Genomic DNA, 14,430 nt, shown 5'->3' with positions numbered 1-14,430 from the left:
TCAGGGGGTACGACGCTTCGGCGTCGGCTCCGCAGGGCGCCGGTTCAGGACCGTGCGTGCGCGGACGCGCGGGACAGCACGAGGACGGCGTGTACGAGGAGCCATACCGCAGCAGCGGGCACCGCCATCGGGGTCGGGACCAGGGCCAGGGCCAGGGCTGCGGCGATCGGCCCGCGCGAAGCGCCGTGGGCGAGTAGCAGCCGGGTGAGGAAGAGCAGCGCGGCGAGCGGTACGGCGACCGCGAGCGGGGTTCCGGCGAGCGCCGCGGCGCCCGCGGCGGTCGCGGTGAAGGCCAGGACGGCCCCGGCGAGCAGCGGCCGGGCCCCGTCGGCGAAGTCCTCCAGGGCGCGGCTCCCGGCGAGCCGGCGCCGGGCACGGGCGGCGAACACGGCGCCGAGCAGGTGGCCGGGCGCCACGGCGAGTGCGAGGCCGACCCCGAGGTCGGTGCCGTGGCGGTGCACCGTCCAGCCGACGACGGCTGCGGCGAGCAGGTGTACGGCGGCGGGGAAGCGGCCCCCGGCGACCCGACCGGGCCTGGCGGGCCAGACCAGCGCGGCGACGGTGACGAGCACGGTGAGGGGTCCGGCGTGCGGCATCCCCGCGGCTGCCGCACCGAGAGCGAGGGCCCCGGGGAGCAGGGAGTACCCGTAGCCGCGTAAAGCCCGGGCGTCGTACGGGCGGTCGGTGGCCTGGGCGGCCGGTTCGTCCCCGCGCGGGGTCCGGGCGTACAGCTCCTCGGCGAGCGAGAAGACGTCCCGGTGCCGGAAGCGCGCGGCGGTCCGGTCGGTGATGCCCTGCGCCTCCAGCCCTGCGGCGATGTCCAGCGGGTCCACGGCCCGCTCGCACAGCGCCCGGTGGCGGTGCAGCAGGGTCTTGACGGGATCCCCGGCGGCCCTGCGGCGGGGGGGCGAGAGCGGGGCGACAGGGACGGCTTCGTCCAGGGTCATACCGTCGCCTCCGTGGTCGTGGTCGTGGTCGGGAACCCGGTCGGGCTCGGGACCGTCGGGGCGGTGGTCGGGGACGCCCAGGTGGGGCTGGTCCAGTGGCCCGGGACCCGCGCCTCCGGGGGCTGCTCAAAGGGGACGCCGCCCTCGGGGCGGGTCGATCCGCCGGCGAGCAGCCGGAGGTAGATCTCCCGGAACGCGGCCACGTTCTGCTCGACGGTGAACAGCTCCTGCGCGCGGGCTCGGGCGGCGGCACCGAGTCGGAGGGCCCGCTCCGGGTCCCGCAGAAGCGACAGGCAGGCGTCGGCCAGCGCCCGCGGATTGCGCGGCGGGACGACGAGGCCGGTGCCGCCGATGACCTCGCACACGGCGCCGACGTCGGTGGACACGGTGGCCCGGCCGCAGAACATCGCCTCGGCGAGGTTGATCGGGAAGCCCTCGATCACCGAGGACAGCACGACCACCCGCCCGGAGCCGTAGGCGTCGGCCGACGAGGGGGCCTCGGGTCCACCGATCTCCTCGAAGGTGACCGGGTTCTCCCCTACGGTGACCGCGTCTGCGGCCTCGTCGGGGAAGAGCTGCGCGGCGAGCGAGCGGCAGTCGGCGAGGTAGTCGGGGACCGCGGCCGTCGCGAAGATCCGCAGCCTGCTGTCCGGTACCGCCCTGCGGACCTCGGCGAAGGCGTGGAGCAAGGCGATCAGGTCCTTGGCCGGCTCGATCCGGCCGACCCAGACCAGGGTGTCCGGGTCCCCGCACTCCGGGTCCTCCCCGACCGTGGCGAATCGGTCCGCCTCCATCCCGGGGTACACGGTCCGCAGCCGGTCCCGGGTGGCACCGCAGCGCTCCTGCCAGCGCCGGGCGTGCGCGTTTCCGGGGGTGAGCAGGTCGGCCTGTGCGTAGATCTCGGTGGCCAGCCGCATGTGGAAGGCCGCGAGCAGGGCCCGGACGGCCGGCCTGGGGGCGCCGCCCGGGCCGCCGGTCCCGGGGGGAGCATCCGCGGCGTGCTCCAGGTAGTGGGCCCGGAGCTGGACCCCGTACTCGGTGACCAGCAGCGGGACGCCGAAGAAGCGTTTGGCCAGCAGGCCGGGGAGGGCAGCGATCCCGCCGGCTGCCGCGTGACAGACGTCGACCTCGCGCAGGTCCTCGTACCAGTCGAGGGACAACGGCCGCAGCAGTCGCTCCAGTTCGTCGACGAAGTCGAGCAGGTCGGCCACCTGGGCGCGCTGCACGGGGCGGCGCGCGCCGGGGGCCCGGCAGGCGGACTCGACCGCACGCACCGCGGCCTCGGAGCGCAGGGCCGCGTACAACCCGCCCTGTTCCCTCGCGAGTTCGGCCAGGCCGTACAGGCCGGTGGCGAAGGGCCCGGACTCGCCCGCGCAGATCCCGCGGACCAGATCGCCGAAGCAGTCGGCGAACCGCCTGCGCTCGCGCCGGGAGTACGTCCGCCCGTCGTCCGCGGGGGCCCACAGCGGGGCGGTCCAGACACGGGTCACGTGCTCGGGCAGCACGACCCGTCCGCGCTCCTCCTGCTCGGCGCTACGGCTCAGCGCGTAGAGCTCGAACTCGTGCTGGGGCAAACCGCGCACCAGCCGGTCGCACCACAGCCTGGCCTCTCCCGTCGCATACGGATAACCACCTTCGGTGAGCAGTCCGATCCGCACGAGTGGCACCCCCGATCTCCCGTTCAGGCGGTCGCCGTCGGTCCGGTGACCCCGCCGCGGGAAACTCAAGCGGATATGCCGGTGGCGCGACGGACGGTTGTCCGTTGCGCCACCGGAAGGGGTGAAGAGTCGTAACTTTCCCGTACGGTTCGCGTTCGAGCGCGCTAGAAAGGGCCTACGGCCCTCGCACACTGCCGCGACGCGTGCGCGGCAGGGCCGCCCACCGGGCGCCGCCGCCGTTGCCCGTCAACTCCCGGGGAACACCCACGGGTTGGGCTTGCACTGGATCCCGCCGATATCGAGGGACTTCGTCTGCTGCTGCATGATCGGGGCGAGCGCGCCCGGGGTCTGGCAGTTCACGTGCCCGTGGCCGAGCCGGTGCCCGACCTCGTGGTTGATGAGCATCTGCCGGTACGCGAACATCTGGTCCGCACCGAAGGTCGGCGAGCCCTGCGCCCAGCGGAAGGCGTTGATCATCACGCGCTCCGTGGACGCCGAATCGCAGCTGACGTTGTCGACGGTGGTGTCCAGGCCGGACTTCGCACACCACACGCCGGTGGTTCCGGGGCTGGCCAGCGTGATCACGAAATCGGCTTCGCCGCCCGGTACCCGCTCGAAGGACTTCGTACCGCCGTGGCCCCAACTGCGGTCGTCGTTGAGGGTGCGGTGGACGGCCTCGGCGAACAGCTGCGGGTCCAGGCCGAGCCCCTGCTCGACATCGACCCGGTAGCGGACCACCTTGCCCTTGCCGGGCGCCGGTGCGACTCCGGGCACGGTGTCGAAGGTCCCCGGCCCCTTCAACTTCTCGTCGATGGGGAGCTGCTGGGCCATCTTCTGCTCGTACGAGAGCTCCGGCGCGGCGGCGGGTGCCTGCGGGGTCGCCCGCCCGTCGGAGCGGGAGGCCGCGGACTGGCCGGAATCGGCGCGCTTGGTGGCACCGCCCGCGGCCTGCGCGGTGGGCAAGGTCCCCTTGTCGCCGTCGGAGGTCATCTGCACGGCCACGACGACGGCGATCGCGGTGGTGACGGCGACGGCGGCCACGGTGGTGTACGTGCGGGCCTTCCGTCCGCGGCCGGGCGCGGCCGGCTCCTCGTCGGGGACCTCGGGCGCGACGGGAGCGACGGGCGCCACGGGAGCGGCGGAGGCGGCCGGGGTGATCGGCGCTCGGGGTCCGGGCACCCGGCGGTGCGAGCCGGTGGAGGTGAACGGGTCGGGTGCGGGCGACGGAGCCGCGGGCTGCTGCGGCGCCGGGAAGGTCACCTGCGGGAACCCGACCGCCGGGGTGTCGGTGTCCAGGACGGCCGCGGTCGACCGACGTGCGCGCGGTACACCGCGCCAGTCCCCGTACACCGCCTCCGGACCGGCACCCCACGCCCCACCGGGCTCGTGCTGCTGCGGGTGGCCGCCGATCCGCGCGTCGGGCTCGGGGCGGGGGGCAGACGCGTACCCCTGGTGGGCGGCGGGGGGTTCTGGCCGGCGCCCCCCGGGCGGCCCCTCGTAGGCGGGGTGCTCCTGGTGCGGAAGCTGCTCCGGGTGAGGAACGTGGTCCTGGTACGGAGGGTGCTCCGCGTACGGGAGCTGCCCCTCGTAGTACCCGGCGTGCTCCTCGTACGGGAGCTGCTCCGCGTAGTACCCGGCGTGCCCCTCATGAGGAAGGTGCTCCTCGTACGGGAGCTGCTCCCCGTACGGGAACGGTGCTGCGGGCTCCACCGCCGCCGGCGCCGGGCGGGCGGGTGCGGGGGCAGGGCCCTTGCGACTATGTCGTCCCACGGTCCTCAGCCTCTGCCGTCTTCGGTTTCTCGGTCGGTGTCGTGCAGCAACTCCCGGAAGGCGTTCGCGACCACCTCGGGATACTCCATCATCGCCACGTGCCCGGCCTCGGGCAGGCACAGCAGCCGCGAACCCCTGAAGGCCGCGCCGGCCTTCCGTGCCATGCGGTACGAGACCAGTTGGTCCCGGCCACCGTAGACCAGAAGGGTCGGGGCGAGCACGCGCTGCGCCTGGCGCCACAAACCGTGCTGCCCGCCGAGGGTGTACGCGTCGACGATGCCGCGCGAGGAGCGGGTCATGGCCTCCCAGAAGTACGGCAGGGCCATCCGCCGCTCCATCTCCTCGACGGCGTGTCGGAAGCCCTCCGCCGTCACCCGCGAGGGGTCTCCGTAACAGAGGTCCGTCACCCCGCGGGTGCGCTCCTCGGCGGTCAGGCCGCGGGTCAGCCGGCCGAACAGGGCGGCCATCCCGGGTACGGCGAGCAGGGCGGTCGGCACGGCCGACCTCTGCACGCGCAGCTCCGGCAGTGCGGGCGAGACCAGCGTGAGCGTGCGCACCAGGTCGGGGCGGACGGCCGCGACGCGGGTGGAGACGGCGCCGCCGAGGGAGTTCCCGAACAGGTGCACGGGACCGCGGTCGGCGGCGTCGAGGTGACGGATGACCGCGCGGGCCATCGCCGTGACCGAGTAGTCCCGGTCGGCGGGCGGTGGGGACCAGCCGAAGCCGGGCAGGTCGACCGCCTCGCCGTCGACGACGTCCTCCAGGTGCACCATGAGGTCCGACCAGTTCGTCGACGAACCGCCCAGTCCGTGGACGAACAGCGCGGGCGCCGGACCGGGGCCCGACGGTGGGCGGGAGCGGACGGTGAGTTCCAGTCCGGGCAGCACGGCGGTGCGCAGCTGCTCCCCTTCGGCCACGCGGACGGCTCCCACCTGGGAGGACGGCCCGGTCGTGGTTCGCACACCCGGCAGCTCGGTCGAAGACATGGGGGCAATGTTACGAGACGATCACGTCCGGAACCTTGTGTTCGACATCACAGCTGCACGGGGTCCGCGTAGCGGGGCATCCGCGATCCTCCTAGGCTCATAGGTGAGGCAGGCCCACGAGGGGTGAGGGAAGAAGGGGAGTCACATGACCGTCGACCCCGCAGAGCCGGATACCTTCCAGGACCAGTTGCGGGAAGCCCTCGACGCCGAGGCCTCCGAGGCCGATGCGGCGGAACAGCTGGTTGAGTTGGTGCCGGACGACGACGACCGGGTGACCGGGGTGGACCGTGACGAGGCGGCGGACGGGGACGCCGTCGAACAGGCGCGGGTGGTGACCCTGGACGAGGACGACTACCGCTGACCTGTGCCTGCTACCGCCCAGTACCCCTGCCGAACACCGCTGACCAGCGCGTCACCGGGTCCGTAGAGCGAGAAAACTCGGCTTGGACCCTACAGATTCGGTTACCGAAAAGTACGATGGCGGCGCGGCGCAGAGCGCACTGTGTTCTTAGAGAAAGTGGGAGGCGGCGTGACAGCCATCGAGCAGACGGAGGCAGCGCGTCCCCGGGGCACGCGACTGCCGCGCCGAGCCCGACGCAATCAACTCCTGGGCGCGGCCCAGGAAGTCTTCGTCGCGCAGGGTTACCACGCGGCGGCGATGGACGACATCGCCGAGCGTGCCGGAGTCAGCAAGCCCGTGCTCTACCAGCACTTCCCCGGCAAGCTCGATCTCTACCTGGCGCTGCTGGACCAGCACTGCGAGGCCCTGCTGCTCGCCGTGCGCACCGCGCTCGCGTCGACGACGGACAACAAGCTGCGCGTGGCCGCGACCATGGACGCCTACTTCGCGTACGTGGAGGACGAGGGCGGCGCGTTCCGGCTGGTCTTCGAGTCCGACCTGACCAACGAACCGGCGGTGCGCGAGCGCGTCGACCGGGTCTCGCTCCAGTGCGCCGAGGCCATCTCCGACGTGATCGCCGAGGACACCGGCCTGTCCAAGGACGAGTCGATGCTGCTGGCCGTGGGCCTCGGCGGGGTCTCGCAGGTCGTGGCGCGCTACTGGCTCTCCAGCGAGAGCCCGGTCGCCCGCGACACGGCGGTGGGGCTGCTGACCTCGCTGGCCTGGCGCGGCATCGCCGGCTTCCCGCTGCACGGCACCGAGGGTGGACCGGCGGGCCAGGCCGCGCAGGGCTGACGGGCCCGGCCTTGCCGGCGCGGGCGGTCCGACCGGCCACTGTTCGCTGCGAGCATGTCCACAGCGCCTCATCCGCGTCCCCTCTCCGGGCTAATGTGGACCGGGTACGGCGCGGCTGATCGCGCACAACCGACCATCGGAGGGACAAAGCCGTGGAGGTCAAGATCGGCGTGCAGCACGCACCCCGGGAGATCGTGCTGGAGAGCGACTTGAGCGCCGAGGAGCTGGAGCGCATCGTCACCGCTGCGCTGACCGGTTCGGAGCCGCTGCTGAGCCTCACCGACAACAAGGGCCGCAAGGTCCTGGTGCCGGCCGACCGCCTGTCGTACGTCGACCTGGGCGAGCCGAGCCTGCGCAAGGTCGGTTTCGGCGCGCTCTGACGCGTCGCACCGGCGCGCGAGAACTGGGTGAGGCGGCCCGGTGGTTGATTCCACCGGGCCGTTTCCCTTTCTTCCGCTTCGGGTAGGACCGCAGTGAACCGGTTTGCCCCTGACCTGCGGGAGGCCCACATGCTGCTGTTGGAAGCGCTCGGCTCTGCTCTCCTGGGCCTCGCCCTTGCCGGAGTGGCTGTGCGGGTGCTCGCGCAGCGGCTGCCGTCCCCGAGGGTCGTACTGGTCAGTGGGGTGTTGGGAGCGCTGTTCGGGGCGTACCTCACGCAGTTCGCACTCGGCCCGGGACACAACACGCTGCCCGCGACCTTCGTCGGCGCGACGCTGGTGTCCGCGGTGGTGCTGTCGTTGCTGCTGCGCCCGGGCTCGGGACCGCGGCGCTCATCCCACCGGGCTCCGTTTTCGCTTCCGTCGCAGAGCTGATCGAGCCGGCCCGCCCTCCAGCAAACGTGCGTCGGCCCCGGCGCGGACGGTTCCGTGCCGGGGCCGACGCACGCGCACGTACGGGACGTACAGGACGTACGAGGGTGTACAGGGCTACGCGGCGAGGCCCAGGGCCGCCATCCGCTTGGTGTGCGCCTTGGTGATCCGCGTGAACATCTCGCCGACGGCCGCCAGGTCGAAGCCGGCCGCCATTCCGTCCACCCCGCCGACCAGCATGGTGGAGAGCGCGTCGCGCTCGGCGACCACGCGCTGCGCCTGCGAGAGCGCCTCGCCCATCAGCCGGCGGGCCCACAGCGCGAGCCGGCCGCCGCAGCGCGGATCGGCCTCGATGGCGGCCCGCACCTTTTCGACGGCGAAGCCGCCGTGGCCGGTGTCGTCCAGCACGCTCACGACGAGCGCCCGGGTGTCGGTGTCCAGGTGGCTGGCGACCTCGCGGTAGAAGTCGCTGGCGATCGAGTCGCCGACGTACGCCTTGACCAGGCCTTCCAGCCAGTCCGACGGAGCGGTCTGACGGTGGAAGTCGTCGACGCCCTTGGCGAACGGCTCCATCGCGGCGGTGGGCTCGGCGTCGATCGCCGCCAGCCGGTCGCGCAGCCGCTCGAAGTGGTGGAACTCCGCGGAGGCCATCTTCGCGAGCTCGGCCTTGTCGTCGAGGGTGGGCGCGAGCTTCGCGTCCTCCGCGAGGCGCTCGAAGGCCGCGAGCTCTCCGTACGCGAGTGCGCCCAGCAGGTCCACGACGGCGGCCCGGTACTGCGGCGAGGCGGAGGCGGTCGCCCAGTCCTGGGCAGCGATCCCGGTCGCCTCGGCGGCGGAGCTGTCGTCGGCGGGCGATGCGTTTTCAACGGTCGACATGCTCCGCACAATAGCCCGCCGGACGGCGCCCGAAGGCACTGCATCCGGTCACTACTGGTCTGTGTAAACGCGACTACCAGGTGAATTCACCCGACACAGCTGCGCGATTCCGGGGTACAGTGGTAATGCGCCTGCCGGATACTCGGCGGGCCATCCGAATGAGGATGCCCGGTCGGTGGCCCGATCGGCTCCACCCGACCGCCCTCGGCTGATGCGTACGTTCATGCGTACCGCCTCTCCACGAGGGGCCCCCTCAGCGGCACAAGCGCTTGAGCGAAGGCTAGTGGTCCCGCGCAGCTTCGTACGACCCTCCCGAGCTTTGGGAGGGCGCAGTACTGCAAGCCAGGCACGGTACGACCCCCCTCGCCGCCTCGCGCCGCGTCTCACAGAAGAGGCAGCACCCTGACTACGTTCCGAGACCTCGGGATCTTTCCCGAGACGGCCGAAGCCCTTGAGGCCGTCGGCATTGTGTCCCCCTTCCCGATCCAGGAGATGACCCTCCCCGTCGCCCTTTCCGGCACGGACGTCATCGGCCAGGCCAAGACCGGAACCGGCAAGACGCTCGGTTTCGGCCTTCCGCTGCTGGAGCGGGTCGTCGTTCCCGCGGACGTCGAGGCAGGCCGGGCCACGCCCGAGCAGCTCACCGACTCCCCGCAGGCCCTCGTCGTCGTCCCGACGCGCGAGCTGTGCACCCAGGTCACCAACGACCTGCTGACCGCGGGCAAGGTCCGCAACGTCCGCGTCCTCGCCATATACGGCGGTCGCGCGTACGAGCCCCAGGTCGAGGCGCTCAAGAAGGGCGTCGACGTGATCGTCGGCACGCCGGGCCGCCTCCTGGACCTGGCCGGTCAGCGCAAGCTCGACCTGTCGAAGGTCAAGGCGCTCGTCCTGGACGAGGCCGACGAAATGCTCGACCTGGGCTTCCTGCCCGACGTCGAAAAGATCATCAACTACCTGCCGGCCAAGCGTCAGACCATGCTGTTCTCGGCGACGATGCCGGGCGCGGTCATCGGCCTGGCCCGCCGGTACATGACGCAGCCGACGCACATCCGCGCCACCTCGCCGGAGGGCGAGGGCGTGACCGTCGCCAACATCAAGCAGCACGTCTTCCGTGCGCACAACATGGACAAGCCGGAGCTCGTCTCCCGGATCCTGCAGGCCGAGGGCCGCGGGCTGGCCATGATCTTCTGCCGCACCAAGCGCACGGCGGCCGACATCGCCGAGCAGCTGGAGAAGCGCGGCTTCGCGTCCGGCGCCGTCCACGGCGACCTGGGCCAGGGTGCACGCGAGCAGGCTCTGCGCGCGTTCCGCAACGGCAAGGTCGACGTTCTGGTGTGCACCGACGTCGCCGCGCGCGGCATCGATGTCGAGGGCGTGACCCACGTCATCAACTACCAGACGCCCGAGGACGAGAAGACCTTCCTGCACCGCGTGGGCCGCACCGGCCGCGCGGGTAACAAGGGCATCGCCGTCACCCTGGTCGACTGGGACGACATCCCACGCTGGCAGCTGATCAACAAGGCGCTGGAGCTGGACTTCCACGACCCGGTCGAGACGTACTCCACGTCCCCGCACCTGTTCGAGGAAATGAACATCCCGGCCGGCACCAAGGGCGTCCTGCCGCGCGCCGAGCGCACGCGGGCCGGCCTGAAGGCCGAGGACCTTGAGGACCTGGGCGAGACCGGCGGCCGCGGTGGCCGTGGCGGTCGCGGCCCGGCCGCCGCGGCGGTGGTCGAGGAGCGTCCTGCCCGTACGCGCACCCCGCGCCAGCGCCGCCGTACGCGCGGCGGTGCCGAGGTGGGCTCCGAGGCCGCAGTGGCCACCCCGGTGGCGGAGGCTCCCGAGGCTCCGGGCGCCGACGAGTCGCGCAAGCCGCGCCGCCGACGCACCCGTTCGGTGTCCACGGTGGCGGAGGCCGCCGCCGCGGTGGCCGAGACTGCGGCGGCACCGGTGTCCGAGTCCACGGTGGCTGAGGTGACTGCGGTGACTCCGGCCGTCGAGCAGGCCCCCGTCCGGGCCCGCCGGACCCGGACCCGCAAGGTGGTCGAGGTGGCCCAGGTCACCGAGGTGGCCCAGGTCACTGCGGAGCCGGAGTCCCAGACGGCTGCGCCCGCCGCACCGGTCAAGCCCCGTCGCGTGCCCACCCAGAAGTCCGTGCTCGCCTCCGCGGTGACCCCGGTCTTCGAGGCTCCGGTCGAGGAGGCCCCGGTCAAGCCCCGCCGGACCCGTACCCGCAAGGTCGTGGACGCGACCCCGGAGCCGGACTTCCAGGTGGCCCCGCCGGTCGAGCCCGCCACGGTGCGGCGCACCACCCGGCCCCGCAAGGTCGCGGAAGCCGCCCCGGTCGTCGAGTCCGCTGCGGTCGCCGAGGAGGCTCCGGTCAAGCCGAAGCGCACCCGCACCCGCAAGGCCGCGGCTGCCGTCGTCGAGGCTCCGGCCGCGCCGGCCGCCGAGGAGGCCCCGGTCAAGCCGAAGCGCACCCGGACCCGCAAGGCCGCCGTGCAGACGCCGGAGGCCTGACCCTCCCGCTCCACCGTCCGGTGGCCCCGCTCCCCTTCCGAGGGGGCCGGGGCCATCGGCGTACCCGGGGGCCGCGCCTGGGGCCCGGGAGAGGTCTCCGGGGTGGTCGGGGGAGGGTGGACAGCTCCCTACGGGCCGGTAACCTCGGGCCATGAGCAAGCCGCCCCGCCTCACGCTGCCGTCCGACGCCCGCACGTACCGCCTGTCCACCGCCCGCGGCGCCTTCGCCGTGCACGAGGCCGGCGAGCCCGTGCGCGGCACCGCCCTGCTGGTTCCCGGCTTCACGGGCAGCAAGGAGGACTTCATCGGCCTGCTGGAGCCGCTGGCCGCGGCCGGCTACCGGGTGGTCGCGGTCGACGGCCGTGGCCAGCACGAGAGCCCCGGACCGCGCGAGGAGTCGGCGTACGGGCTGGACGAGCTGGCGCAGGACGTCCTCGCCCAGGTCGCCGCGTTGGGTGGGGGGCCGGTCCACCTGGTCGGCCACTCCCTGGGCGGGCTGATCGCGCGGGCCGCCGTCCTGCGCGACGCGGCGCCCTTCGCCTCGCTCACGCTGATGAGCAGCGGGCCGGCCGCGATCTCCGAGGAGCAGCAGGAGCGTACGAAACTGCTGGTCGCGGCATTGGAGGCGATGCGCGAGGACATGCCGGCGATCTGGACGGCGATACGTGCGCACGACCCCGAGGACGCCGTGCCCGACTCCCCCGAGCTGGCGGAGTTCCTGCGCGAGCGGTGGCTGGCCACGGTGCCCGAGCAGTTGATCGCCACGGGCCGGATCCTGCTCACCGAGCCGGACCGGGTGGACGAGCTGAATGCGGTGGACCTGCCCAAGCTGGTGCTGTCCGGCGAGGTCGACTACGCGTGGCCGGTCCCGCTGATGGACGACATGACACATCGCCTGGGCGCGGAGCGGGTGGTGGTGCCGGGTACCGAGCACTCCCCCAATGCAGAGAATCCGCAGGTCACGGCTGGTGCTCTGGCTACGTTCTGGGACGCCCGGCAGCGCCATTAGTTAGCCAGTGAAAAAATTTCCTTAGCGTAGGGAATGTTCGACTCTTACACTTCGTTGGAACAGTGCAAGGAGAACACTGACGAAGGGAGAAGCCCCATGCGCTTCGAGATTCTGCGCCTGGACGATGTCGACGGGTCCGCCCTGGACAGCACCGTCGTGGACGCGGCCTCCGTCAACCGGATCGTGCAGCAGGCGGCCTCCGTAGGCCAGCGCATTCTGATCCGACCGGCCGAGAGTGCGTCCTCCTGACACTTCTGCACCGAGTTGCGCGAACGCCCCCGTACCGATCCGGTACGGGGGCGTTCGCGCACCTACGGCCGGTCAGGAGCCGTGCACGACCTGGAGCACGCCGTTGATGATCTGCTGGACGGCGATCGCGGAGAGCATCATGCCGGCGAGACGCGTCACGAGGACGACGCCACCGTCCTTGATGACCCGAATGATCACGAGCGAGTAGCGCATGGTGATCCACAGCACCACGTGCATCACGATGATCGCGGACCAGACCGAGAGCTGGCCGCTGAGCCCGTCGGCCTTCTGCACGGCCAGGATGACGGACACGATCGCGCCGGGCCCGGCGAGCAGCGGCATGCCGAGGGGCACGAGGGCGACGTTCACGTCCTTGGTCTGCTTGGGCTCGTCGGTCTTGCCCGTGAGCAGGTCGAGCGCGATGAGCAGGAGCAGCAGACCACCGGCGATCATCAGTGCCGGGACGGAGACGTGCAGGTAGTCCAGGATCTGCTGGCCGCAGATACCGAAGACAGCGATGACGCCGAAGGCCACGCAGACGGCCTGCCAGGCCATGCGGCGCTGCACCTTGGCAGGTCGACCGGAGGTCAGGGCGAGGAAGATCGGCGTGATCCCCGGAGGGTCCATAATCACAAAAAGCGTGAGAAATAGGGATCCGAAGACGGCGAAGTCAAACACAGTGATGCCTTGCAGGAGAGAGGGGTGTGACGAAGGAAGAAGGGGGGCGGGGCGGCTACGCGCCGCTGGCTCCGCCGGCGCCGGGCACGGGGAAGGCCCCCGTCGCGCGGCGCGTGATCTCGCCGTAGATCTCGGGGTCGGTCGTGTACTCGCCGAGGCGGCAGGTCTTGCGGCTGCCGTGGTAGTCGCTCGATCCGGTCGTCAGCAGACCGAGCTCGCCGGCCAGTGCGCGCAGCCGCCCGCGCGTCTCGGCGTCGTGGTCCATGTGGTCGACCTCGATGCCGTCCAGGCCTGCGGCCGCGAGCTCGGCGATCGCCGTCTCGGGCACGCACCGGCCGCGCTTGGCGGCGCCGGGGTGCGCGAAGACGGTGACCCCACCGGCCGCCTTGACCAGGCGGATCGCGTCGAAGGGGTCGAGCTCGTGCTTCTCCGCGTACGCGCGACCGCCGTCGGCCAGCCACTCGGGCGTGAACGCGTCCGACACGGTGGGCACGACGCCCAGCTCGACGAGCGCGGTGGCGAGGTGCGGCCGCCCGACGGAGCCCCCGCCGGCGATCCGGGCCACCCGCTCCCAGGTGATGCCGACGCCGAGCGCACGGAGCTTCTCGATCATGGCGTGGGCGCGGGGGGTGCGGTCGTCGCGGACGAGTTCCCGCTCCCGCGCGAGGTCGGGCTCCTCGGGGTCGAAGAGGTACGCGAGCATGTGCATCCCGATGCCGTCGAGGCGGCAGGACAGCTCCATACCGGTGACCAGGGTCAGCCCCTGCGGCACCGCGGCGATGGCTTCGGCGTATCCCCGGACGGTGTCGTGGTCGGTCAGCGCAACCACGTCGAGCCCCGCGGCGGCCGCATTGCGGACCAGCTCGGCGGGGGTGTCGGTCCCGTCGGACGCCGTGGAGTGGGCGTGCAGGTCGATGCGCACGGCCGGGGCTCCAGGGTTCGCGGGTACGGGGGGACACCCCAGGATACCGTCCGCCCGTCCCCCGGACGGCACGTCCACCCGCCGCCGGGGTCTCCTGCCGTGACGACCGGAGGGGTTCACCGGCCCGCGACGCCCGGCACGGCACTAGAGGCCCAGGACGCGGGGGCTCAGGGCACCGCACGGGAGGAGCTCGACCTCGGCGCCGGCGTCCCGCAGGTCCGTCAACACGAGTTCGTCGTACATCAGCAGTCCCGACTGCTCCGGCCAGACGATGGCCCACAGCCACAGTCCGCGCGCCTCGCCGGCGAACACGGCCCGGTCGTCCGGTGCTCCGTTGACGTGCCACAGCGGTGTCGGGCGGCCCGCCGCGACGACCTTGGCGTGGGGCGGGGACGAGACGTCGATGTGCGCACCGGGGTCGGGCCCGTCCATCCCGGCGTACCGCGCGCCGAGGCCGACGCCCAGTTCCTCCGCGACGAGCAGTAGCTCCCCGATCCCGCCGAGGGGTCCGGGGCCCGAACAGGCCACCGCGGTCGCACGGCCGCCGCTGCGGTCGTCACCGGCCGCCGCCACTCCGGTGAACAGCCACCCCACCGGCAGCGGCCAGGGCATCCACACCGGCACCTTGGCCCGGTTCACCACCACGCCCAGGCCCTCGACGCTGGGTGGGATCACTGGCTGCAAGGGGTGCACCGTGCCGTGCACGGCGCACTGCCACGAGTCGGAGAAGAGCCCGGGCGCCCTGACCCGGCCACCGCACTTCGGGCAACTTGGTTCGCCCCTCATAAGATGCCACGCTCCTCCCCGCCCG

15 protein-coding genes are annotated in these 14,430 nt (G+C 72.4%); 7 read left to right on the top strand and 8 right to left on the bottom strand.

The features are described from left to right. Nucleotides 1–44 precede the first annotated feature (44 nt). From ABZZ20_RS04850 to ABZZ20_RS04835, 4 genes are all read right to left on the bottom strand, one after another. A complete protein-coding gene (locus tag ABZZ20_RS04850; protein WP_356866750.1) occupies nucleotides 45–947 on the bottom strand; it encodes a hypothetical protein in 903 nt (300 codons plus the stop codon). Next, nucleotides 944–2,605, bottom strand: a complete 1,662-nt coding sequence (pelF, locus tag ABZZ20_RS04845) for a GT4 family glycosyltransferase PelF (protein WP_356866748.1) — start codon at nucleotides 2,603–2,605, stop codon at nucleotides 944–946. The genes ABZZ20_RS04850 and pelF overlap by 4 nt, the downstream gene beginning before the upstream one ends. A gap of 246 nt (nucleotides 2,606–2,851) precedes the next feature. Beyond that, entirely contained in the window at nucleotides 2,852–4,375 is a 1,524-nt protein-coding gene (locus ABZZ20_RS04840; RefSeq protein ID WP_356866746.1) for a DUF3152 domain-containing protein, read from the bottom strand. A gap of 5 nt (nucleotides 4,376–4,380) precedes the next feature. After that, nucleotides 4,381–5,361, bottom strand: a complete 981-nt coding sequence (locus ABZZ20_RS04835) for an alpha/beta hydrolase (protein WP_356866744.1) — start codon at nucleotides 5,359–5,361, stop codon at nucleotides 4,381–4,383. Between the two features lie 145 nt (nucleotides 5,362–5,506). Here ABZZ20_RS04835 and ABZZ20_RS04830 point away from each other — a divergent pair, with 145 nt between their 5' ends. From ABZZ20_RS04830 to ABZZ20_RS04815, 4 genes are all read left to right on the top strand, one after another. Then, nucleotides 5,507–5,722 carry a hypothetical protein gene (locus tag ABZZ20_RS04830; RefSeq protein WP_356866742.1) on the top strand — a complete coding sequence of 72 codons (216 nt, stop codon included), beginning with the start codon at nucleotides 5,507–5,509 and terminating at the stop codon, nucleotides 5,720–5,722. A gap of 168 nt (nucleotides 5,723–5,890) precedes the next feature. Then, on the top strand, nucleotides 5,891–6,556 hold the full coding sequence (locus ABZZ20_RS04825; RefSeq protein ID WP_356866740.1) for a TetR/AcrR family transcriptional regulator: 666 nt from the start codon (nucleotides 5,891–5,893) through the stop codon (nucleotides 6,554–6,556). Nucleotides 6,557–6,708: 152 nt separating this feature from the next. Next, nucleotides 6,709–6,936, top strand: coding sequence for a DUF3107 domain-containing protein (locus ABZZ20_RS04820; RefSeq protein WP_356866739.1), 228 nt, complete (start codon nucleotides 6,709–6,711; stop codon nucleotides 6,934–6,936). Nucleotides 6,937–7,065: 129 nt separating this feature from the next. After that, nucleotides 7,066–7,368, top strand: coding sequence for a hypothetical protein (locus tag ABZZ20_RS04815; protein ID WP_356866737.1), 303 nt, complete (start codon nucleotides 7,066–7,068; stop codon nucleotides 7,366–7,368). 114 nt (nucleotides 7,369–7,482) lie between these two features. Here the strand turns inward: ABZZ20_RS04815 and ABZZ20_RS04810 are convergent, their stop codons facing one another. Beyond that, nucleotides 7,483–8,241, bottom strand: a complete 759-nt coding sequence (locus tag ABZZ20_RS04810) for a ferritin-like fold-containing protein (protein ID WP_356866735.1) — start codon at nucleotides 8,239–8,241, stop codon at nucleotides 7,483–7,485. 492 nt (nucleotides 8,242–8,733) lie between these two features. On the opposite strand from ABZZ20_RS04810, the gene ABZZ20_RS04805 reads away from it, so the two are divergent. The 3 genes from ABZZ20_RS04805 to ABZZ20_RS04795 all read left to right on the top strand — a co-directional run bounded on the left by ABZZ20_RS04805 (nucleotide 8,734) and on the right by ABZZ20_RS04795 (nucleotide 12,019). Beyond that, complete coding sequence (locus ABZZ20_RS04805) at nucleotides 8,734–10,761, top strand: DEAD/DEAH box helicase (protein WP_356866733.1); 2,028 nt, start codon at nucleotides 8,734–8,736, stop codon at nucleotides 10,759–10,761. 151 nt (nucleotides 10,762–10,912) lie between these two features. Next, nucleotides 10,913–11,770, top strand: coding sequence for an alpha/beta hydrolase (locus tag ABZZ20_RS04800; protein ID WP_356866731.1), 858 nt, complete (start codon nucleotides 10,913–10,915; stop codon nucleotides 11,768–11,770). 96 nt (nucleotides 11,771–11,866) lie between these two features. Continuing rightward, entirely contained in the window at nucleotides 11,867–12,019 is a 153-nt protein-coding gene (locus tag ABZZ20_RS04795; protein ID WP_356866729.1) for a hypothetical protein, read from the top strand. Between the two features lie 72 nt (nucleotides 12,020–12,091). Here the strand turns inward: ABZZ20_RS04795 and ABZZ20_RS04790 are convergent, their stop codons facing one another. From ABZZ20_RS04790 to ABZZ20_RS04780, 3 genes are all read right to left on the bottom strand, one after another. Beyond that, a complete protein-coding gene (locus ABZZ20_RS04790; protein ID WP_356866727.1) occupies nucleotides 12,092–12,697 on the bottom strand; it encodes a MarC family protein in 606 nt (201 codons plus the stop codon). Between the two features lie 55 nt (nucleotides 12,698–12,752). Then, nucleotides 12,753–13,619 (bottom strand): PHP domain-containing protein, encoded by an 867-nt coding sequence (locus ABZZ20_RS04785; RefSeq protein ID WP_356866725.1) that lies wholly within the window; start codon nucleotides 13,617–13,619, stop codon nucleotides 12,753–12,755. 144 nt (nucleotides 13,620–13,763) lie between these two features. After that, nucleotides 13,764–14,405: a DUF6758 family protein gene (locus tag ABZZ20_RS04780; RefSeq protein WP_356866723.1), complete on the bottom strand. Its 642-nt coding sequence runs from the start codon at nucleotides 14,403–14,405 to the stop codon at nucleotides 13,764–13,766. Between the last annotated feature and the right edge of the window lie 25 nt (nucleotides 14,406–14,430).

Source organism: Streptomyces sp. NPDC006430 (genome assembly GCF_040612395.1).
Lineage (GTDB): Bacteria > Actinomycetota > Actinomycetes > Streptomycetales > Streptomycetaceae > Streptomyces.
This window is presented reverse-complemented; position numbering and strand designations above follow the sequence as displayed.

What these genes read in the sequence shown, in the direction of transcription:
- ABZZ20_RS04835 (WP_356866744.1), bottom strand. Translation starts at nt 5,361, where the DNA reads ATGTCTTCGACCGAGCTGCCGGGTGTGCGAACCACGACCGGGCCGTCC.
- ABZZ20_RS04830 (WP_356866742.1), top strand. Translation starts at nt 5,507, where the DNA reads ATGACCGTCGACCCCGCAGAGCCGGATACCTTCCAGGACCAGTTGCGG.
- ABZZ20_RS04795 (WP_356866729.1), top strand. Translation starts at nt 11,867, where the DNA reads ATGCGCTTCGAGATTCTGCGCCTGGACGATGTCGACGGGTCCGCCCTG.
- ABZZ20_RS04805 (WP_356866733.1), top strand. Translation starts at nt 8,734, where the DNA reads ATGACCCTCCCCGTCGCCCTTTCCGGCACGGACGTCATCGGCCAGGCC.
- ABZZ20_RS04815 (WP_356866737.1), top strand. Translation starts at nt 7,066, where the DNA reads ATGCTGCTGTTGGAAGCGCTCGGCTCTGCTCTCCTGGGCCTCGCCCTT.
- ABZZ20_RS04850 (WP_356866750.1), bottom strand. Translation starts at nt 947, where the DNA reads ATGACCCTGGACGAAGCCGTCCCTGTCGCCCCGCTCTCGCCCCCCCGC.
- ABZZ20_RS04810 (WP_356866735.1), bottom strand. Translation starts at nt 8,241, where the DNA reads ATGTCGACCGTTGAAAACGCATCGCCCGCCGACGACAGCTCCGCCGCC.
- ABZZ20_RS04780 (WP_356866723.1), bottom strand. Translation starts at nt 14,405, where the DNA reads ATGAGGGGCGAACCAAGTTGCCCGAAGTGCGGTGGCCGGGTCAGGGCG.
- ABZZ20_RS04800 (WP_356866731.1), top strand. Translation starts at nt 10,913, where the DNA reads ATGAGCAAGCCGCCCCGCCTCACGCTGCCGTCCGACGCCCGCACGTAC.